General features: G+C 59.7%; 17 protein-coding genes and 1 pseudogene. 14 read left to right on the plus strand and 4 right to left on the minus strand.

Translation table 11 applies throughout. The features are described 5' to 3' along the window. Positions 1-58 precede the first annotated feature (58 nt). The 5 genes and pseudogenes from ghrA to AC6I7A_RS07390 all read left to right on the plus strand — a co-directional run bounded on the left by ghrA (position 59) and on the right by AC6I7A_RS07390 (position 2,979). On the plus strand, positions 59-1,000 hold the full coding sequence (gene ghrA, locus AC6I7A_RS07370; RefSeq protein ID WP_058958365.1) for a glyoxylate/hydroxypyruvate reductase GhrA: 942 nt from the start codon (positions 59-61) through the stop codon (positions 998-1,000). Positions 1,001-1,039: 39 nt separating this feature from the next. After that, positions 1,040-1,777, plus strand: a complete 738-nt coding sequence (locus tag AC6I7A_RS07375) for a phosphatase (protein WP_058958364.1) — start codon at positions 1,040-1,042, stop codon at positions 1,775-1,777. 157 nt (positions 1,778-1,934) lie between these two features. Then, complete coding sequence (locus AC6I7A_RS07380; protein ID WP_046101635.1) at positions 1,935-2,138, plus strand: hypothetical protein; 204 nt, start codon at positions 1,935-1,937, stop codon at positions 2,136-2,138. A 51-nt stretch (positions 2,139-2,189) separates the two neighbouring features. After that, positions 2,190-2,384: pseudogene (locus AC6I7A_RS07385) on the plus strand (phosphatase); the annotation flags it as partial. A gap of 28 nt (positions 2,385-2,412) precedes the next feature. Then, complete coding sequence (locus AC6I7A_RS07390; RefSeq protein ID WP_058958362.1) at positions 2,413-2,979, plus strand: molecular chaperone TorD family protein; 567 nt, start codon at positions 2,413-2,415, stop codon at positions 2,977-2,979. An 81-nt stretch (positions 2,980-3,060) separates the two neighbouring features. On the opposite strand, the gene AC6I7A_RS07395 is transcribed toward AC6I7A_RS07390, so the two are convergent. The 3 genes from AC6I7A_RS07395 to AC6I7A_RS07405 form a co-directional block, all read right to left on the minus strand. Beyond that, the gene (locus AC6I7A_RS07395; protein WP_058958361.1) at positions 3,061-3,426 is read right to left on the minus strand and encodes a helix-turn-helix domain-containing protein; all 366 of its coding nucleotides are present in this window, start codon (positions 3,424-3,426) and stop codon (positions 3,061-3,063) included. A 186-nt stretch (positions 3,427-3,612) separates the two neighbouring features. Continuing rightward, positions 3,613-4,992, minus strand: a complete 1,380-nt coding sequence (locus tag AC6I7A_RS07400; protein ID WP_058958360.1) for a CoA transferase — start codon at positions 4,990-4,992, stop codon at positions 3,613-3,615. A 43-nt stretch (positions 4,993-5,035) separates the two neighbouring features. Continuing rightward, positions 5,036-5,920, minus strand: a complete 885-nt coding sequence (locus AC6I7A_RS07405; protein ID WP_058958359.1) for a DMT family transporter — start codon at positions 5,918-5,920, stop codon at positions 5,036-5,038. Between the two features lie 163 nt (positions 5,921-6,083). Between AC6I7A_RS07405 and AC6I7A_RS07410 the strand changes: the two genes are divergently transcribed. Continuing rightward, the gene (locus AC6I7A_RS07410; protein WP_058958358.1) at positions 6,084-6,806 is read left to right on the plus strand and encodes a glutamine amidotransferase; all 723 of its coding nucleotides are present in this window, start codon (positions 6,084-6,086) and stop codon (positions 6,804-6,806) included. On the opposite strand, the gene AC6I7A_RS07415 is transcribed toward AC6I7A_RS07410, so the two are convergent. After that, positions 6,794-7,357 carry a class I SAM-dependent methyltransferase gene (locus AC6I7A_RS07415; RefSeq protein ID WP_009090764.1) on the minus strand — a complete coding sequence of 188 codons (564 nt, stop codon included), beginning with the start codon at positions 7,355-7,357 and terminating at the stop codon, positions 6,794-6,796. The two genes, AC6I7A_RS07410 and AC6I7A_RS07415, sit on opposite strands and share 13 nt — an antisense overlap. Before the next feature lie 232 nt (positions 7,358-7,589). On the opposite strand from AC6I7A_RS07415, the gene exaC reads away from it, so the two are divergent. From exaC to tssA, 8 genes are all read left to right on the plus strand, one after another. After that, positions 7,590-9,110 (plus strand): acetaldehyde dehydrogenase ExaC, encoded by a 1,521-nt coding sequence (gene exaC / locus AC6I7A_RS07420; RefSeq protein ID WP_009090762.1) that lies wholly within the window; start codon positions 7,590-7,592, stop codon positions 9,108-9,110. 1,067 nt (positions 9,111-10,177) lie between these two features. Next, positions 10,178-10,771 (plus strand): SH3 domain-containing protein, encoded by a 594-nt coding sequence (locus AC6I7A_RS07425; RefSeq protein ID WP_033736321.1) that lies wholly within the window; start codon positions 10,178-10,180, stop codon positions 10,769-10,771. 23 nt (positions 10,772-10,794) lie between these two features. Continuing rightward, on the plus strand, positions 10,795-11,289 hold the full coding sequence (gene tssJ, locus AC6I7A_RS07430) for a type VI secretion system lipoprotein TssJ (RefSeq protein ID WP_009090760.1): 495 nt from the start codon (positions 10,795-10,797) through the stop codon (positions 11,287-11,289). Positions 11,290-11,294: 5 nt separating this feature from the next. Continuing rightward, entirely contained in the window at positions 11,295-12,635 is a 1,341-nt protein-coding gene (gene tssK, locus AC6I7A_RS07435; RefSeq protein ID WP_009090759.1) for a type VI secretion system baseplate subunit TssK, read from the plus strand. Between the two features lie 17 nt (positions 12,636-12,652). Further along, positions 12,653-13,891, plus strand: coding sequence for a DotU family type VI secretion system protein (locus AC6I7A_RS07440; protein WP_046101641.1), 1,239 nt, complete (start codon positions 12,653-12,655; stop codon positions 13,889-13,891). Between the two features lie 3 nt (positions 13,892-13,894). After that, positions 13,895-17,524, plus strand: coding sequence for a type VI secretion system membrane subunit TssM (gene tssM / locus AC6I7A_RS07445; protein ID WP_009090757.1), 3,630 nt, complete (start codon positions 13,895-13,897; stop codon positions 17,522-17,524). Positions 17,525-17,538: 14 nt separating this feature from the next. After that, positions 17,539-18,255 (plus strand): type VI secretion system-associated protein TagF, encoded by a 717-nt coding sequence (tagF, locus tag AC6I7A_RS07450; RefSeq protein ID WP_009090756.1) that lies wholly within the window; start codon positions 17,539-17,541, stop codon positions 18,253-18,255. Positions 18,256-18,265: 10 nt separating this feature from the next. Next, on the plus strand, positions 18,266-19,288 hold the full coding sequence (gene tssA / locus AC6I7A_RS07455) for a type VI secretion system protein TssA (RefSeq protein ID WP_009090755.1): 1,023 nt from the start codon (positions 18,266-18,268) through the stop codon (positions 19,286-19,288).

A 19,288-nucleotide genomic window follows, 5' to 3' on the forward strand; every position in this document is an offset into this window, starting at 1 on the left:
TTTTTTCTTGCGCTGACCGGGATTTTCCCTGACGCTGAAAGAAAAAAAGGAGAGCAGGATGGAGATCATCTGGTATCACCCGTCGCAGTCTGCAACGGCCTGGATTAGGGGTTTACAACAGCGTCTGCCACAGGCGCGGGTGCGTGCCTGGCAGCCAGGCGATGAGGGGCCGGCCGATTATGCGCTGGTCCGTTCCCCTCCCGCAGAGATGCTGCGGGGACGTTCTACCCTGCGCGGCGTCTTTGCCCTGGGCGCGGGCGTCGATGAGATTCTGAAACAGCTGGAGCAGCACCCGGAGATGCTGCCCGACAGCGTGCCGCTCTATCGGCTGGAAGATACCGGCATGGCGCGCCAGATGCAGGAGTATGCTGTCCATAGCGTCCTGACCTGGTTCCGCCGCTTTGATGACTACCGGCTTCAGCAGCAGCAGGCGTGCTGGCAGCCGCTGCCTCCCTATGCGCGTGAAACCTTTACCGTCGGTATTCTGGGGGCGGGCGTGCTGGGGCAGAGCGTCGCCGAGGGCCTGAAGCCCTGGGGATTCCCGCTGCGCGTCTGGAGCCGTTCGCCGAAAACCATTGACGGCGTCACCAGCTTCGCCGGTCGCGATGCTCTGCAGCCGTTCCTGCAGGGGACGCAGGTGTTAATCAACCTGCTGCCGAGTACGCCGGAGACGATTAAACTGATCGACCAGCACTTTTTAGCGCAGCTGCCGCACGGCGCGTTCTTCCTCAACATCGCACGCGGTGCGCAGGTGGTGGAAGCGGATCTGCTGGCAGCACTGGAGAGTGGTCAGCTGAAAGCGGCGGCCCTGGATGTGTTTCAGGTGGAGCCGCTTCCTGAAGCGCATCCGCTCTGGTCCCATCCGCGCGTCACAATTACCCCCCATAATGCGGCGGTCACGCTGATCGACGAAGCGATCGACTATATTGCCCGCGCCATTACTCAGGACCAGGCAGGCGACATGCCGCCGGGCAGGGTGGATCGGCAGCGCGGCTATTAACTAACCGGCCCTGTCAGGGCCGCTCAGGAGGAGAGAAGAATGTATCCGGTAGATCTGCATATGCACACTGTTGCCAGCACACATGCTTACAGCACGCTGCACGACTATGTGGCTCAGGCGAAGCAAACGGGCCTGAAACTGTTTGCCATTACCGATCACGGCCCTGACATGGCTGACGCGCCGCACTACTGGCACTTTGTGAATATGCGCATCTGGCCGCGGGTGATCGATGGCGTGGCGATTCTGCGCGGTATCGAGGCCAACATTAAAAATCAGCAGGGGGAGATAGACTGCTCCGGCCCGATGCTTGATGCGCTGGATCTGATCGTTGCCGGCTTTCACGAGCCGGTTTATGCGCCGCGCGACAAAAAACAGCACACTGACGCGATGATCGCCGCAATGGCCAGCGGACAGGTTCACATCATCAGCCATCCGGGTAACCCGAAATTCCCGGTCGATATCCCGGCTATCGCTGAAGCTGCCGCGCATTATGACGTGGCGCTGGAACTGAACAACTCCTCCTTTACCCACTCGCGTCCCGGCAGCGAACCTAACTGTCGCGCGATTGCCGCCGCGGTGCGCGACGCTGGTGGACGGCTGGCGTTTGGCTCCGATTCCCATACCGCGTTTACGCTGGGTCATTTCGAACACTGCCTGCGCATCGCCCGTGAAGTGGATTTTCCGGAGGATCGGGTGTTAAATGTTACGCCTCGCCGCCTGCTCGACTTTCTGGAGCAGCGCAGCGGCAAATATATTGCTGAACTGGCTGACTTTTAACTGCTTCGTCGGGAACTCAGCCCCGCATAGGGGCTTTTCAGGGCCACCTTTCTCTGGTTTGAAAAGCATGACTTTATTCGGATACTACCCAACGTATCTGAACAGCCCTGCCTCGGTTATATCAATAGTCACCCGCAGACGTGCCGAAGGATCAATAATGAAGTTTGCAAAATGGCTGGGTAAATTTTCGGCACACCTTCTTGAGGGGACGATAACAGCAGCGATGAGTTTCCTGGCTCTCGCTTCGCTATTTTTGTTTGATAGTCTGGCTCTGAAGCTATGCGGCTTTTTTGGTTCTGTTTTGATGGGGTATGGAGCCGCTTATTTCCTTGGTAAAGCCAGAGGGGAGCACAGGGAATGACAGTGCATAGCTATTTCCCTCCCCTGAACACCCTGTGAGATAGTCTCTTATAATGCCGGTGGATGGCTGGCGTTTGGCTCCGACTCCCACACCGCGTTTACGCTGGGCCATTTTGAACACTGCCTGCGCATCGCCCGTGAAGTGGATTTTCCGGAGGATCGGGTGTTAAATGTCACGCCGCGCCGTCTGCTCGACTTTCTGGAGCAGCGCAGCGGCAAACATATTGCTGAACTGGCTGACTTTTAACTTACTTTGCCTCAAGGAAATCTGACTCATGAATGAGTTTTCCATTCTGTGCCGCGTGATCGGCTCTCTGTTTAATCGTCAGCCGCAGGACCCGCTGCTGGTCCCGCTGTTTACCCTGCTACGCGACGGTAAGCTGCAGTCACAGTGGCCGCTGGAGCAGGATGAGCTGCTGACCCGTCTGCAACAAAACAGCGATCCTCAGGCGCTGGCCGCTGATTACAACGCGCTGTTTGTCGGCAGCGACTGTAACGTGCCGCCTTACGCTTCACAGTGGCCTGAAGGCAAAACCGAGCCGGAAGTGCGGGCGTTTCTCTCCTCGCGCGGTATGCCACTAAGCGATGCGCCCGCGGATCACTTTGGTGTTCTGCTGCTCTCTGCGTCATGGCTGGAAGATCAGTCGGCGGAAGATGAGAGCGCGGCGCAGCTGGCGCTGTTCGAAGAGTATCTGCTGCCGTGGTGCGGGGCTTTCCTGGGTAAAGTGGAAGCGCATGCCACCACCGCGTTTTACCGCACGCTGGCGATGCTGAGTCGCGAAGCCATTCAGGTGATGTACAACGAGCTGCTTGAGAGTAACGAACAGCAGCCCGACGCCTGATTGCCTGCGTCGCCGGGTTCTGCCGGGACTGCCTGAGAATGTGAGTTTCTGCTAAGGCCCTGTGGTCGCTATCCGAGCAGTTTAAAGAATCAGCTGCTCGGGTCGGCAGGCGTATAACTTTGCAAGTCGCTCGCGTGTTTTCTTCTGGGGCTTACTGTCGGGTCGTTCGAGTTGCGAAATCGCACTTTGTGTCGTGCCCAGTTGCTGAGCCACCTCATGCTGACTCAGACCCCGATAGATGCGCCAGGCTGCCTGAAGGCTCACTTCCTGCTCAATCATGATCCCTGCTACGTCATGGGGGATCGTTTCGTCATCATGCTCATCGGCCTCAGCAGAAAGCGATTCCCATTCGCCCTCGCTGGCTGAAAGCAACTTTTCGTACTCCGCAACGGGCAGAACCACAAACTGTGGTTTACCGCTTTCATCATAAATATATTGTTTTGACATAATTTATCCGGGATTTTCTCTGTGCAGCAAATGCAACAGTAGCGCAGGGCATATCCTGACGGGCTGGCACAATACCTGTAAACACCGTCCCTGAGTTCCGGAGGAGGATAATGGCAAAGTCTAATGTGTTCAAGGTTATTTTCTAATTATCTAATGCCCGGTTTGTCAGGCGTTCATCCGTGCCGTTCACCACGCCGCCGGGTGCGTACCCGGCACACATCCCGGCGTTGCGCAGAACTGTGGTGTGCCGGGCAGCCAGGCGGCGGCGCGCAGCCGGACGCCAATCCCCCATGGCGTCAGCTCCAGGAAGGGCAGGTTGTCCTTCACCTGAGGCACAATGCCCGAGCCGCTGTGCTGGCCTGCGGCATGCTGCTGCAACAGCCATGCGGTGCGCGCCAGTGACAGCCGTACCTGGCTGCCGTGCCCCCCGGTAAGACGCCGCCGTAATCCCTCCAGCACCGCGGCCGCCAGCAGATAGCCGGTGGCATGATCCAGCGCCTGGACCGGCAGCGGGCACGGTTTATCGCTCTGCTGCCACTGCATGCCCCGTTCGGCAATGCCGCAGCCCATCTGCACCAGACTGTCGAAACCGCGCCGGTTGCGCCACGGCCCCTGCCAGCCCCAGGCATTCAGGCTGGCATCGACCAGCCCCGGTGAGAGTGACTGGCGGGTTTCGGCGTCAAAACCGAGCCGTTCCAGCGCATCGGCCCGATAGCCGTGTACCAGAACATCGGCGTCCCGCAGCAGGCGGATAAACCGGTCGCGATCGACCGGCTGTGTCAGGTCGAGCACCGCACGTCGCTTGCCGCAGCTCATCTCCTCATCCAGCGTCGGCTCCGCCCAGCCGGGGGGATCGATACGCAGTACCGTGGCACCCAGGCTGGCAAGAAAGCGGGTGGCGACGGGGCCGGCAATAATCCGCGTCAGATCCAGTACCCTGATCCCCTGTAACGGACGCGCTTCAGCCAGCGGCCATGCGGGCGCAGGCGCTGCATCCGTCGTGTGCCAGTCAAACAGCGGCTCGCGCTGCACCGCCTGACCCTGGGGATGCTGCTGCCAGGCTTCGGCGCTGCGCATTTTGGCGGCACAGCCTCCCGCATCAATAATTGCCTGCTCCAGTTCGCTGGCCTGCCACTGCTGAACCTGCTGCGCCAGCGCCGGGCGATCGGCGTGGGTGCCCAGTACCTGCTCCATCGCCAGCCGGTGATGAGCCGCGTTGGTATGCAGGCGGATCCAGCCGTCGCGACTGCGGTAGTCTCCGGCAAAAGCATCCCACATTGCCGGGCCCGGGCGGTTTAACGGATGAAAGCTCTGCTGGAACCAGCGTGACGCCTGCCTGACGTTGACGGTAACAGGTGGCGAGGGATAAGTCGGGCGGGCGGTGGCGAGAAGCGCCGCCACCGCCTGGGTTGCCAGACCCAGGCTGGTGGCCGCCAGTTCACTGACGGCAAACGCGGAAGAGAATGTTGAACGATCAATAAAAGCGGGGAGAGGCCAGACGTTATCGCTGCCTTGCAATCCCTGCACCATCTGTTGCCAGAGTGAGGCGGTGCGCGCTGAATCCATGTTGTGCTCCCTGAGTACGTTTTCTCAAGCATAGCACGCCGGATTAACGCCGCCGCAGGCGCGGGAAGCGGGCGTGCATGCGCAGGTTACGCAGGTTAAGCACGGCGATGGCGGTGCCAAGGATCACCAGCGAGGCACCGATAATCTTAAAGCGGTTGAGACTGTCTCCCAGTACGACGATGCCCATCAGCACCGACAACACAGGCGTCAGCAGGGAGTAGGGCATGATCAGGTTGACGTTATATTTCTTCAGCAGCACATACCAGAGCGTGTAGGCAATAATTGATGAGGCGATGGCGCTGTAAAGAATGGCGAACCAGCCGTGCCAGCCAGCATGTTCGAGGGCGTAAAGCTGATTCGACTCCATCACCAGGCTGGAGGCACCGACAATCGGCATCGCCAGAAAGGCAATCCAGCCGGTCATGGTCAGTGGCTTAATCGGCGGCGACTTCTTCACAATCAGGTTACTGACAGCCCAGCCGGTGGCGCTGCACAACAGCAGGCAGAGCACCCACCACGACGGAATCGTCGGGCTGCCTGACAGCACCACCACACCGCTCAGCGAGATCATAATGCCCATCAGCTGCACCAGCTTCAGCTTCTCTTTCAGCACCAGCATTGCCAGCAGCATGGCAATCGGCGTGCCCAGCTGCACCACAATCGCGCCGGTGCCGGCATCGGTGTAGCGCAGGCCGACGAACAGCAGCGAGAAGTGCATAAACCCGAAGGTGAAAGCCAGCAGCAGCAGCCAGGGTAGTTGCTTACGTTCAATATGGCAAAACGGCACCAGCACCACGGCGACGACCAGAAAACGCATAAAGGTCAGAAACAGGGGCGGCAGCTCCAGCAGGCCCCATTTCACCGCCACATTGTTGAAGGCCCAGACAGAGACCACCATCAGAATCAGAAAAAAATGCCGCACAGCCACGATAATATCCTTTCGATGTTTTTTGCTTAGCCCGCTAATGATGGCACGAACTGCGGCATTCCAGCCAATTCCGGAAAAAATTTTCTGCGCGCAACGGTGAGACTTTCGGACGTGATGCTGGCAGACTGATTTGACACGACTTCTGAAAAGGACCCGATTCGGTATGACCCAGACGCCCGCTTTACCCCTTGCCCTGATTCAGCTTGAAGTCCCGCCCGCTAACGTTGTTTCGCAGATTGGTGAACAGCCCCGCTGGTTTATCGACGCCCTCGATCTGCAACCCCATGAGTACCTGATTGTGCGGCCCCATCTCGGTGAAGCGTTACCGGCTTTTGATGAGATCGCCGGTGCGATCCTCAGCGGCTCCTGGGCGATGGTCACCGATCATGAGGAGTGGAGTGAGCGCAGTGCGGCCTGGGTCCGGGCAGCCATTGAGCAGGAGCTGCCGCTGCTGGGTGTCTGCTATGGTCACCAGCTGATGGCCTATGCGCTGGGTGGCGAGGTGGCGGATAATCCGCATGGCTGGGAACGCGGCCTGCTCCCAATCCGCTGCAGCGCTCAGGCGCAGCGCGATCCGCTGCTGCAGGGTCTGCCAGCCGGGTTCAGCGTCTGGCTGTCACACCGGCAGTCGGTCATCACTCCGCCGCCTCAGGCGCAGGTGCTGGCGGCGTCGGCGCAGGATGGCTGCCAGATTGTGCGTTACGCTCCGCAGGCGCTGTCGGTGCAGTTTCATCCCGAATTTTCACGGCACATTATGAACGTCTGTCTGCCGGAAGGGCTGTCTGATGGCGGGGACGTTATCGAGGGGAAAGACTGGGCGCGTGCCTTGCTGGTGGAGTTCTGGCAACAGACGCGCCCGGACGCAGCGCAGGCTCAGGGCGCGTAGTGACGCCGGCAGCGATAAACCCAGGCGGGTGGCACATTTTTCAGCACCCGCTCGCGTTCCCAGGTGAAGTAACGCGACAGGTCGGGCTGGGTCAGTGAGGTGTACTGAAACTGCACGAAGATCCCATCCGGCCCCAGGGCATTAAACACCGCCCGCAGGATCGCTTCTCGCAGCGCGGGCGGTAAGGACAGCAGTGGCAGGCCGGAGAAGATCGCATCATATTCCCCGTTCAGGTACTCCGCAGAGCAGGTGCGCACGGTCATGCGCGTGTCGTCCAGCGCGCTGAGCTGGTCGGCCAGCGCAGCGCTGATCTCAAAGGCATCCAGCGTGGCGTCAGGGGACATCTCTGCCAGTATCCGCCGAGTCAGGACGCCGTCGCCCGCGCCCAGCTCGGCAATACGTAATGTTTCAGGCCACGCCACCGAGGCAATCATGGTGCGGCATAGCGCCTCTGAGGACGGCGTAATGCTGCCCATCATGCGCGGATTGCGGATAAACTGATGCACGAAATTGGCTTTAGCGCGCATCTGGGTAAAAGCCGAAGCCAGCATGCTTATCTCCCGAATGAATTCATCCTCTCGTTGACCCCTTTGTGACGCACTAGTTTCTTATTTGCCAGCCTTTCCGAAAAAAGTCGGAATTTTCTATAAACGAAGCGGAAGCGACGATTCCTTCGGCGCGGTCACAGTTTCCGGTCATCGGAACTGACAGGCTGGCGATGATCATTCATGTTAATAATAAGTTTCGTCATTGTTACATCAGTCACCTGTCAGGAGAATGACCATGCGTTATGCCGCCCCGGGAGAACAGGGTTCTCTGATCACGTTACAAAAGAATTATGGCAACTTTATTAATGGTGAATTCGTCGCGCCGGTGAACGGCAACTACTTCACTAATACCTCGCCGGTAAACGGGTCTGAGGCCGGTGAGTTCCCGCGCTCAGACGTGGCCGATGTGGATAACGCGGTGGCAGCGGCCGCGGCGGCCGCAGAAGCCTGGGGCAAAACCTCTCCGCAGCAACGCGCGCTGCTACTGCTGAAAATTGCCGATCGGCTTGAAGCGAATCTGGAGACGATGGCGGTTTATGAAACCTGGGATAACGGTAAGCCCGTGCGCGAAACGCTGGCGGCGGATCTGCCCCTCGCTGTTGACCACTTCCGTTATTTTGCCGGCTGCGTCCGGGCCCAGGAGGGCAGTGCGGCGGAGATCGATGAGTTCACCGCCGCCTACCATTTCCATGAGCCGCTGGGCGTGGTGGCGCAGATTATCCCGTGGAACTTCCCGCTGTTAATGGCGGCGTGGAAACTGGCCCCGGCGCTGGGCGCAGGGAATTGTGTGGTACTGAAACCGGCGGAACAGACGCCGCTGTCGATCACCGTGTTTGTCGATCTGATCAAAGACCTGCTGCCGCCGGGTGTGCTGAACGTGGTGCACGGGTACGGTAAAGAGGCGGGTGAGGCGCTGGCGTCCCACGCCGGCATTGCCAAAGTTGCCTTTACCGGTTCAACCGCCACCGGCGGCCATATTCTGGAGCTGGCGGCGAAGAGCCTGATCCCCTCTACGGTCGAACTGGGGGGGAAATCTCCCAATATCTTCTTTGAAGATATCATGCAGGCGGAAGAGAGCTTTATTGAGAAAGCAGCCGAAGGCGTGGTGCTGGGCTTCCTGAACCAGGGCGAAGTCTGTACCTGCCCGTCACGGGCGCTGGTGCAGGAGTCAATATATGAGCCGTTCATGGCGGCTGTCATGAAGCGGGTGAAAACTATTAAACGGGGCGATCCGCTGGATACAGAGACGATGGTGGGAGCCCAGGCGTCACAGCAGCAGTTTGATAAAATCCTCTCCTATCTGGACGTGGCCCGGCAGGAAGGCGCGGAGGTGCTGGTGGGCGGAGGCGTCGAGAAACTGGATGATTCCCTCAACAGTGGCTACTACATTCAGCCGACCCTGCTGAAAGGCAACAACAGCATGCGGGTATTTCAGGAGGAGATCTTTGGCCCGGTTATCGGCATCACCACCTTTAAGGATGAAGCCGAAGCCGTCCGCATCGCCAACGACTCCATCTATGGGCTGGGGGCAGGCGTCTGGACCCGCGATATCAACCGTGCTTATCGGGTCGGCCGGGCAATCAAAGCCGGACGCGTCTGGACAAACTGCTATCACCTCTATCCGGCGCACGCGGCCTTTGGTGGCTATAAGAAATCGGGGATTGGGCGCGAGACCCACAAAATGATGCTGGATCACTATCAGCAGACCAAAAACCTGCTGGTCAGCTACAGTATCGAACCGCTCGGTTTTTTCTGAACCTGACGCGGGGAGCTGCTGCCTGCGGCTCTCATTCTTCTCCGCTATCACCGCTGAACCACGCTACGGCGTGGTTTTTGTACGATTAGAGGATGTAATGTACCGGATGATTTTTGCCTTCGGAAACCGTCAGACGGCCCGGTAAAGAACAATTAATCAGTCTGTTAAAAAATTTAACATGTTTATTTAACGTTTCGCTTACTTTTCCCTCCCCACGCCGGGTGCCTGGCTGCAACCAGGCACTACATCAATATATTAACGTATTGATAAACCGGCATTTATACGAATCCTCCTTTGCGAACCGACGCCAGATGCCTCTCTGCTTTCGGGGCACGAATCATTCTGATTTTTCCTTAATAGCGCCACTCATTACATGAGAGGTATTAATGCTGATTTCAGCCCTGTCATATTTTTGAGTAAAAATACTTCATATTAACGCAACTTGTTAAGATTACTCCTATGTAGATGGTTAAAAGTGAGGCAGATTTGTATTAACAAAATTAGTTAACTAAATCTGATGTTTTTTGCACCAAAACCGTGCCGTTGAATTTTCGTCAGTCTTATGTAAACTTGCAGCTAATATTTACAAATGGATTTTGGTTTCAGGCTCACGGGCAGGATTTTCCTGACTCGTGCGGTAGCTATGAGAGATCATGGATTGATAAAGTGTTTAAAATTAACAACTAACAGCGGTCAGGGAAGGGTGGCTGGTGCGGTCTGCTTAAACTTTCAGCGGCGTCTGAATTGTCAACGCGAAAGTTTTTCTGTCATGGATGGCTTAAGTAATCTCTGGATTTACCCTGCCTCAGGAATTTTGTCGGAAAGAAATAGATCAACAATTTGATCATTTACATTCAGGCGTAATTTCTTCCCGTCTCTGCCTTAGCCTGCCGAAGTCGCTTTTCATACTTAATCTTTGTTGATCGTTTTTCAGCAGCGCAGACGCTAATTCAGCGCAATCTGCTTAATGATTGCTTTTTGGTCTGGTACTAATCAGCGGCCAGACATTTAACACCCTCCGATGTTCATTACTGACACCCGGCCCCTGGCCACTCTTCTAGGTACGAATGGAACACAACATGAAAAATATGGTGAAGCTCCGCATTGCATTAGGCCTGATGGTTGTTTTCTCTCTTGCGGGCTGTAAGACGCCCCCAAAAATGACGGATGACACGCTGGTGACCAGCACAGTCGATGGCGTGGCGATCAGCCACCGCTATGCGATTAAACCGCCAGCCCAGTTCACGCCGGTGAATCAGCCTTACCGTGCGCTCTATCCTGCCTCGGTAATGAGCCAGCCCAGCTTTGGCGGCAAAGTGGTTGAGACCCTGAAAAGCGGTGACAGCTACACCGTCATTGGTCAGGTAGAGAACAACTGGCTGGCGCTGGGTGAACCGGCTCAGGCCGCTGCGGAACCGGAAAAGGATGCCGCCAGCGCGAAAGAGGCGACGCCACCGGCTGCGCCACAGGCCACCGTTAAGCTGGCAGGCTATGTGCCGTTCCGCGCCGTCGTGAAAAGCGAGCTTTACGATCAGACCGTGAAAGCCGATCAGCCAAAACGCCGTGCACGCAGCAGCAGCAAGAAGAAGACCTGCGTCGCGGTCAACGGTGACAGCACTGCCTGCCAGAACAGCAGCAGCGGAACCTGGATCATTAACTAATCGCACTGAGCAGGGAGGGCAGGATGATGATGACACGACAACTGCGCGCGGCGCTGATCGGCGTGATGGCCTGGCTGCTGGCAGGCTGCAGCAGCAGTACGCCGCCGGTGGCCTACTACAACCTGGATGTGCAGGCGCAGAACCAGGTTAACGGCGGTGCGCCGCTGAAAGTGCGGGTCATGTTGCTGACCTCCGACGCGGATTTCATGTCGGCCGATTTCTACTCCCTGCAAAACCAGCCGGCGACCGCGCTGGGTAGTGCGCAACTGAATACGCAACAGTTCTTCCTGACGCCAGACCAGCGTAGCAAAACGCTGCGCATCCGGAGTCTGCCCGAGGCGCGCTTCATCGGCATCATGGCGGAATACCAGGCGCTGGATGGCAAAGTCTGGCGGCTGTCGCTGCCGGTCCCGGAAGGCGATGCCCCCGCATTCTGGGCGTTCTGGAAACGTAACGATGGCGAGCTGAATGCCCGCATCGTCGCGGGCGTTAACGGCCTACGAGTGGAAAAACAGTGATGCCTATGAACAGAGCCGAAAAGGTGGTCTGGACCGAGGGGATGTTTCTGCGTCCTCACCATTTCCAGCAGTCAGAAAATTATCTTCTCAGTACCCTGCGTGAATGGGGTCAGTCCCAGCGCCCCTTCACCTGGGGTTTTTACGATCTGGAGTTTGATGAGGCGCTGATGCGTCAGGGCAAACTGGCTCTGAGTGCCGCCAGCGGCTGCCTGCCGGACGGCACCTTCTTTGCGTTCAGTCAGCCCCGGCATGGCCCGGCACCGCTCGATCTGCCTGCCACGATTGACCGCAGCAAGGTCGTGCTGGCGATACCGGCCCGCCGCAACGGACGTGAGGCGGTTGCCTTCCAGGAGTCTCAGGATTCTCTGGCGCGCTATCTGGCCTGGGAAGCGGAAGTGGAAGATGACAACGCTCAGGCGGTGGGCAGCGCCACCGTGCAGTTTGGCAAACTGCGCCTGCGTCTGATGCTGGAGCAGGACCTGACCGCTGAGTGGACCGCAATGGGCGTGGCGCAGGTGATTGAAAAACGCAGCGACAACCATATCCGGCTCGACAGCGACTACATTCCACCGATGCTGACCCTCAACAGCAGCCGTCCGCTGCAAAACATGTTCAACGATCTGCACGGGCTGATCCAGCAACGCAGCCAGCAGCTGAGCCAGCGGGCGCCCGGCACAGGCCGCTTCAACAGCGCCGATATGGTCGATTTTATGCTGCTGGCGCTACTCAATCGTCAGCTTGGCCTGCACAGCCATCTGCAGCATCTGCCGCTGCTTCATCCGGAGACGCTCTACAGCCACTGGGTGCAACTGGCGGCAGAACTCAGCACCTGGACGCCCGCCCGCGCCCCGGACGGGCTGCCGCTTTACGATCATGACGATCTGCAGGGCTGCTTCAGCCGCCTGTCACTGCTGCTGCGTCAGGGACTGTCACAGGTGATGGAGGAGAGCGCCATTCAGCTGCCGCTGATCCAGCGCTCACACGGCCTCAATGTCGCGACCGTGCCGGAAAGCAGCATGGTGCATGAGTTTGGCTTTGTGCTGGCGGTTAAAGCCAGCGTCCCGGCCGACACCCTGCAGACTCACTTCCCGGCGCAGATGAAAGTCGCGCCGGTCAGCAAAATCCGCGATCTGGTGCAGCTGCAGCTGCCGGGGCTGGCCCTGCGGGCAATGCCTGGCGCGCCGCCGCAGATCCCGTGGCATGCCGGTTACAACTATTTCGAACTGGATAAGAACAGCGAGCTATGGAAAGAGATGGAGCGCTCAGGCGCTTTTGCGCTGCACCTTGCCGGTGAGTTTCCGGGCCTGAACATGGAGTTCTGGGCCATCCGCAGTCAGTCAGAATAATAAACTGAGCACGCAGCATGATGCAGGAACACGAAAAATCACACAGCGACATTGCGCCGGATGCCAGCCATCAGAATGTGCTGGTCGCGGCGGCGAATCCCCTGATTAATGCCATTCCCCAGATCCGACATTCCGTCACCCATGACGATCCGGCCCAACTGCGCCAGCAGCTGATCGACCAGATCCGGCGCTTTGAACTGAGCTGCCAGCAGTCGGGGCTCGGCTATGAAGTGATTATCGGCGCGCGTTACTGCCTCTGCACGGCGCTGGATGAGGCGGCGGCGCTGACCCCCTGGGGCAGTCGCGGCGTCTGGACCAGCAACGGTCTGCTGGTCACCTTTCACAACGAAACCTGGGGCGGCGAAAAGTTTTTCCAGCTGCTGGCGAAGCTGTCACAGAACCCGCGTCGTCACATTCTGATGCTGGAACTGATCTACTTCTGTCTGGTGCTGGGATTCGAAGGGCGCTATCGGGTGCTGGACAACGGCCGTTCGCAGCTGGAGACCATCAAACAGCGGCTGCTGCAGATGATTAAAAGCGTGCGCGGCAGTTACGCGGCGGCGCTGTCACCGCACCCGACCGATCAGCCGGTACTGCGCAAACTCTGGCGGCCGATGATTCCGCTGTGGGCCTGCGCGGCCGTGGCGGGGCTGGCTGCCTGCCTGTTTTATATCGTGCTCAACTGGCGTCTGGGCGATTACACCTCGCCGGTGCTGGCGCGTATCTACCAGACGGCCCTGCCGGAAGTGAAGATCGGTAATCCGGCGCCGCCTCCGCCTGCCACGCTGAACCTGCGCGCCTTCCTGAAACCGGAAATTGATGCCGGGCTGGTGGCGGTGCGCGACGAGGCGGACCGCAGCGTCGTGACGCTGAAAGGGGACGGGCTGTTTGCATCGGCGGCCACCGAGGTGCGCGGACGTTATACCGACGTCATCCGGCGTATCGCCGCCGCCATGAATAACGTCAGCGGCCAGATTCAGGTGATTGGCTACAGCGACAACGTGCCGATTCGCAGTGCGCGCTTCGCTTCCAACTTTGAACTCTCTCTGGCCCGTGCCGAGTCGGTGCAGAGCCTGCTGCAACAGCAGCTGGCGCAGCCTTCAAGGGTGAAAGCGGAAGGGCGCGGTGAAAGCAATCCGCTGGTGCCAAACACCAGCGCAGAAAATCGTGCACGTAACCGTCGGGTTGAAATCACGCTGCTGGTAGCACCGGATGCGACCCATGCCGAACTTAACGGCCTGGCGAGAGGGAACTGATCCATGCTGAATATCCTGTTTGCGGTACTGACCAGCCGCCTTGCGTGGGGCTTTGTCGGCATCACCGCGCTCTCTTTTATCATCTGGGTCATCGGCCCGGTCTTCTCTATCGTGGATTCGCGTCCGCTTGAGCCGGAGCAGAATCGCATCATCAGTATTGCGCTGCTCTATCTGGTGTGGGGCCTGGGGCAGGCGATCCCGCGGTTCTATAACTTCTGGCTTAACCGCAAACTGATGTCGAGCCTGGAAACCGGTAAGAGTGACGCCCCGGAAGCGGACCGGCAGCGGCTGACCAGCGAAGAGCAGGTGCTGGCAGGGCGCTTCTCAGAAGCCACAGAGATGCTGAAAAAGGCGCACTTCCAGCGTCACAGCAGCAAAGGGACACCGTTCTGGGCGCAGCGCTTTGGCCGCCAGTATCTCTACCAGCTGCCGTGGTACATGATTATCGGCGCACCCGGTGCCGGTAAAACCACCGCGCTGGTCAACTCCGGCCTGCAGTTTCCGCTGGCGGATAAGTTCGGGAAGTCGGCGCTGCGCGGGATTGGCGGCACACGCAACTGCGACTGGTGGTTTACCAATGAAGCTGTTCTGCTCGACACGGCGGGGCGTTACAGCACCCAGGAGAGTCAGCAGGAGCGCGACGCCAGCGAATGGCACCACTTTCTCGGACTCCTGCGCAAATATCGCGGACGTCAGCCGATCAACGGCGTGGTCGTCACCCTCAGCGTCTCCGATCTGCTGACCCAGTCGCCTGAAGCGCTGCGCAACCAGGCGCTCGCTTTGCGTCAGCGCCTGATGGAGCTGCATGACCGTCTCGGCATCCGCTTCCCGGTCTATGTGCTGGTGACCAAGGCGGACCTGCTCAAAGGGTTCCGCAGCTACTTTGCCGCGCTGGATAAAGCGCAGCGTGAACAGGTGTGGGGGTTCACCTTCCCGTGGGCGCAGGCCTCCGCCGCCGATTTTGAGCTGAATAACCAGTTTCAGCAGGAGTACTCCCTGCTGCAGCAGCGGCTGGAAGCGGGACTGGCGGATCGGCTGCTGACGGAGAGCGACGCGCAGGCGCGGGCCGAGAGCTATCTGTTCCCGCAGGAGTTTGCGGCACTGCGTCCGGTGCTGGCAGAGGCGCTCGACACGCTGTTTGCCCGCTCTGATTTTGAAACCCAGTTCGCCCCGCGCGGCATCTATTTTGCCAGCGGCACCCAGGAAGGTCTGCCGTTTGACCGGGTGATGGGGGAGCTGAACCGTGCACTCAATCTGCCGAACCAGCAGGCGGGTGAGTCGGGAAGCTGGGACCATGTCGATAAAGAGGCGCCGATCCCGCAGAACAAAGGGCAGAGCTTCTTCCTGAAAGGGGTGCTGGAAAATGTGATTTTCCAGGAGTCTGGCCTGGCGGGCAGCAACCGCTGGTGGGAGCTGCGCAACCGCGCCGGTCTGTGGTCGGGCTATCTGGCCCTGCTGGTGCTGTTACTGGTGGCTGGCGCGCTGTGGCTCACCAGCTACAGCAAAAACAAAGCCTATCTGCAGGAGATGGCTGCCAAAACGCCGCAGGTGGAGCAGCTGGGCGATCGGTTACAGCAGCAGGTCAATGGCGATCTGTTTGCGCTGGTGCCCTATCTCAACACCCTGTTGCACCTGCCGGAGAGCGCCGACTTCTCGCTCGACTCGCCACCGCTGACGCGCCGGATGGGGCTCTATCGCGGCACCGAGGTCAGCGATGCAACCCGGGCGCTCTACGACAAAGCGCTGAAGCAGCTGCTGTTGCCGCAGGTGGCACAGAACATCACCCGCTGGCTGCGCAATGACAATGGCAGCGACGCTGATTACAGCTATGAGGCGCTGAAGGCGTATCAGATGCTCTACCAGCCAAAGCATTACGATGGCAAGTTCCTGCAGGCGTGGCTGATGCTTAACCTCTCCCGCGAACTGCCGCAGAACGTCACCCAGCAGCAGGTCAAACAGCTGGCGTGGCATCTGCAACAGCTGCTGGAGACGCAGATCCAGTCGTCGCCTTACGCGAAGGATGAGGCGCTGGTCAGGCGCGAACAGACGCTGATTAACCAGATGCCGCTCTCACAGCGGGTCTATGGCCGACTGAAGCGGCTGCTGCAGCGCAACGGCACGCTACAGCCGGTCACGCTGTCGGCGCTGGGTGGGCCGCAGAGCGAGCTGGTGTTTTCACGCAAAAGCGGCAAGTCGGTCAACGACGGGGTCGAGGGGCTCTACACGCCGGACGGCTACTGGCAGCAGGTGGATAAGCAGATCGCGCCGGTCACGCAGGCGCTCTATAAGGACGATCTCTGGGTGCTGGATGGGGCCGCGCCGCAGCAGAAAAGCGAGGAGATCGACCTCGCGGTGCGCCAGCTCTATGTGCAGGACTATATCCGCCAGTGGGAGCAGTTCCTCAGCGATATCCAGCTCAACAGCAGCGCCGATCTGTCACAGCGCATCAACACGGCGCGCCTGCTCTCTGGCAATCACTCACCGCTGCGCCAGATGGTCATCAACCTCAGTAAACTGCTGACGCTGAACCGGGCGCAGCCTGATGAGAAAACCGCGCAGCCGCAGCAGCCGTCAGATAACAGCGCCACCCGCACGCTGGAAGCGCTGTTTACCTCGCCCGACGCCAGCGCCGCGCGGGGCCAGGCTGCCGCGCAGGCCGCACCGGAGCAGGCTGTGGCGTTGCACTTCGCGCCGATTCTGGAGCTGGCGCAGCCGTTACAGCAGGGCAGCAAGGTGCTGGCAGTCGATGATTTCCTGCATCAGATTGACGACCTTTATCGTTACCTCACGGCGGTGCAGGATGCCGCCAACAGCGGGATGCCGCCACCGGCCAGCGATGCGATCAGCCGTCTGCAGGCCAGCGCCGGTCGCCTGCCGGGGTCGCTGCAGAACATGGTTTCCAGCATGGCCGTGGGGGCCAGCAGCGATGCTCAGCGTCGCGACATGGATAACGTCCGCAAACGCATCACCATGGAGGTCGGCAGCTTCTGCCGTCAGGCGATTGCCGGTCGCTATCCGCTGGTGCGCTCTGCGCGCAGCGAGGTAACCCCTGACGACCTGGCCCGCATGTTTGCGCCAGGCAGCGGCATGATGGACAGCTTCTTCCGTGACAACCTGGCGAGCAAGGTGGACACCACCCGCGCGGCCTGGCGCTTTACGCCGGGCATCGACGGTAAAACCCTGCCAGGCGGCGAAGCCCTGCTGCGTCCCTTCCAGCAGGCGCAGTCGATTCGCGATGCCTTCTTTGCCAACGGCGCAACCACCCCAGGCTTCCGCGTGACGCTGCGCACCGTCAGGATGGACAACGATATTCTTAACCTGACGCTGGATGTGGATGGACAGATTCTGCGTTACAGCCACGGCCCGCAGGCGGTGCAGCTGGTCAGCTGGCCGGGTCCCGGCGGCACCAGCCAGGTGCGGATGCAGCTCGGTCTGACCAACGGCACCACGTCCACCCTGGTCACCAGCGGCCCGTGGGCGCTCAATCGCTTCTTCGACCGCGCCCGGGTGACGGCGGCTGGCGGACTGACCCGCGAAGCAACGTTCAGCGTGGAAGGCCATCAGGTGACGCTGTCGTTTACCCCTGGCAGCATTCGTAACCCGTTCCAGCTTCCCGGCTTTAGCTGCCCCTGAAACAGGATCCGACAATGACTCAATACGCTGCACCCTGCTGGTACGGCAAACTGCCCAGCGCGGGTGACTTTGTAAAGCGCCGCTTTCCGGACGTGCTCTATCGCCAGTGGTCCAGCTGGTTTCAGGTGGGGCTGCACCACTGGCAGAGCAATCAGGAAGGCGATAACGCGCCTTCACGGCCGTTTCTCAATGCGCCGGTATGGAACTTTGTGGTGCCCCCGATGCTCGGCAGCCAGCTCATCCAGATGGGCTGCCTGATTGCCGCGCGTGACAGCGTGGGGCGTAACTACCCGCTCTGTGCGCTGCGTCATTTCACCCCGGCCGAGTGGTCACCCGCGCTGCTGGCGCGTTCCGGTGAGTGGTATCAGCAGGTGGGCAATACACTGCTGCGGGTCGTGCAGGGCGGCGGCTCACCGGAACAGCTGGATCAGGCGCTGCTCAGTATCCCGCAGCCGCAGCCTCCTCAGGCGTCAGACGAATCGTCAGACATTCTCAACGTGATCGGGCATGGCGACACCCCTTCGACGCTGAACTGGACGCTGCCGGGCGAGAACTTTGACCCGCAGTTCTACACCAGCTTCTGGTGGACGAACCAGAGCGACGGGTTTCCGCTTTATACCCAGGTGCACAGCGGTAACTTCACCGCCCAGCTTTTTTCCCTGCTGTTTGATCCGGCCGGTGGGGCAAAGCCGGGACGAAACGGACTTTATCCCCCGATGTTTGAATCCTGAGGCGATATGCATGACGACCAATATTGAGGCTTTGCTGGCTCCGGTCAGCGACGACAATCCCGGTGGGGATAACCTGGAGTATCACGCCGATTTTCAGGCGATGGAGCAGGCCAGCGCCGGTAAAGCGGAGCAGCAGTTCGGCAGCACGATCATTCCGGCGGAACCGGCGGACTGGAACAAAGTGGAGAAACTGGCGATCGCGCTGCTGGAACGCAGCAAAGATCTGCGGGTGATGCTGGCGCTGACTCACGCCTGGACCGAGCTGAAAGGGCTGCCGGGCTACGCACAGGGCCTGAAACTGATTGAGCAGGCCTTACTGCTTTACTGGGAGCCGCTGTGGCCGCGGCTGGAAGAGTATGGCGAACAGGATCCTTTCTACCGCATCAACGCGCTGGCGCTGCTGGGTGACAAGTCGCCCCTGAGCAGCGCGGTGCGCCAGAGCTGGCTGCTGCGCTACCCCTCAGATGGGATCACGCTGCGTGATGCCGCTGCGCTGTGCGACGGCAGCAAGACAGAGGTGGCTGATTATCCGGGTGGCCTGCCGCGTCTGATCGACGAACTGGCGCGGGGCGATCAGCCCGGCATTGAGGCGGTGCTGCAGATTCATGAGCGGCTGCAGACCATCTGCGAAACCGTGGCCGAACGGCTGGGCGACGCCGCCGTGCCGGAACTGACGCAGCTGCGCAGGCAGATTGCACTGATCGCCGAGCGCGGCGAGGCCACCGATCTCAGCGCCCTGGTCCCCACGGCAGCGGCGACGGAACAGCCGGCTGAAACCGCAGCAGCGCCTGCACCGGCGGCACTCCGTGCAGCCACTGACTGGCGCAGTGTGCAGATTGGCTCCCGCGCCGACGCTCAGCTGATGCTGGAAAAGGTAAAGCTCTATTTTACCCAGCACGAGCCGAGCCATCCGGCACCACTGATGATCGACCGGGTTCAGCGTTTAATCGAACGCGACTTTCTGGAGATCATCCGTGAACTGGCCCCTGATGGGGTGCATCAGCTGGAAACCATTTTCGGCCGTCGCGATTAA

The sequence above is a fragment of the Type-F symbiont of Plautia stali genome, assembly GCF_059731105.1.

Excerpts from the sequence above, each read along its gene's own strand:
- tssJ (WP_009090760.1), top strand. The coding sequence starts at position 10,795 with ATGATGATGACACGACAACTGCGCGCGGCGCTGATCGGCGTGATGGCC.
- tssA (WP_009090755.1), top strand. The coding sequence starts at position 18,266 with ATGACGACCAATATTGAGGCTTTGCTGGCTCCGGTCAGCGACGACAAT.
- AC6I7A_RS07380 (WP_046101635.1), top strand. The coding sequence starts at position 1,935 with ATGAAGTTTGCAAAATGGCTGGGTAAATTTTCGGCACACCTTCTTGAG.
- AC6I7A_RS07410 (WP_058958358.1), top strand. The coding sequence starts at position 6,084 with ATGACCCAGACGCCCGCTTTACCCCTTGCCCTGATTCAGCTTGAAGTC.
- tssM (WP_009090757.1), top strand. The coding sequence starts at position 13,895 with ATGCTGAATATCCTGTTTGCGGTACTGACCAGCCGCCTTGCGTGGGGC.
- AC6I7A_RS07375 (WP_058958364.1), top strand. The coding sequence starts at position 1,040 with ATGTATCCGGTAGATCTGCATATGCACACTGTTGCCAGCACACATGCT.
- AC6I7A_RS07425 (WP_033736321.1), top strand. The coding sequence starts at position 10,178 with ATGGAACACAACATGAAAAATATGGTGAAGCTCCGCATTGCATTAGGC.
- exaC (WP_009090762.1), top strand. The coding sequence starts at position 7,590 with ATGCGTTATGCCGCCCCGGGAGAACAGGGTTCTCTGATCACGTTACAA.
- tssK (WP_009090759.1), top strand. The coding sequence starts at position 11,295 with ATGAACAGAGCCGAAAAGGTGGTCTGGACCGAGGGGATGTTTCTGCGT.
- AC6I7A_RS07415 (WP_009090764.1), bottom strand. The coding sequence starts at position 7,357 with ATGCTGGCTTCGGCTTTTACCCAGATGCGCGCTAAAGCCAATTTCGTG.
- AC6I7A_RS07390 (WP_058958362.1), top strand. The coding sequence starts at position 2,413 with ATGAATGAGTTTTCCATTCTGTGCCGCGTGATCGGCTCTCTGTTTAAT.
- AC6I7A_RS07395 (WP_058958361.1), bottom strand. The coding sequence starts at position 3,426 with ATGTCAAAACAATATATTTATGATGAAAGCGGTAAACCACAGTTTGTG.
- ghrA (WP_058958365.1), top strand. The coding sequence starts at position 59 with ATGGAGATCATCTGGTATCACCCGTCGCAGTCTGCAACGGCCTGGATT.
- AC6I7A_RS07440 (WP_046101641.1), top strand. The coding sequence starts at position 12,653 with ATGATGCAGGAACACGAAAAATCACACAGCGACATTGCGCCGGATGCC.
- tagF (WP_009090756.1), top strand. The coding sequence starts at position 17,539 with ATGACTCAATACGCTGCACCCTGCTGGTACGGCAAACTGCCCAGCGCG.
- AC6I7A_RS07400 (WP_058958360.1), bottom strand. The coding sequence starts at position 4,992 with ATGGATTCAGCGCGCACCGCCTCACTCTGGCAACAGATGGTGCAGGGA.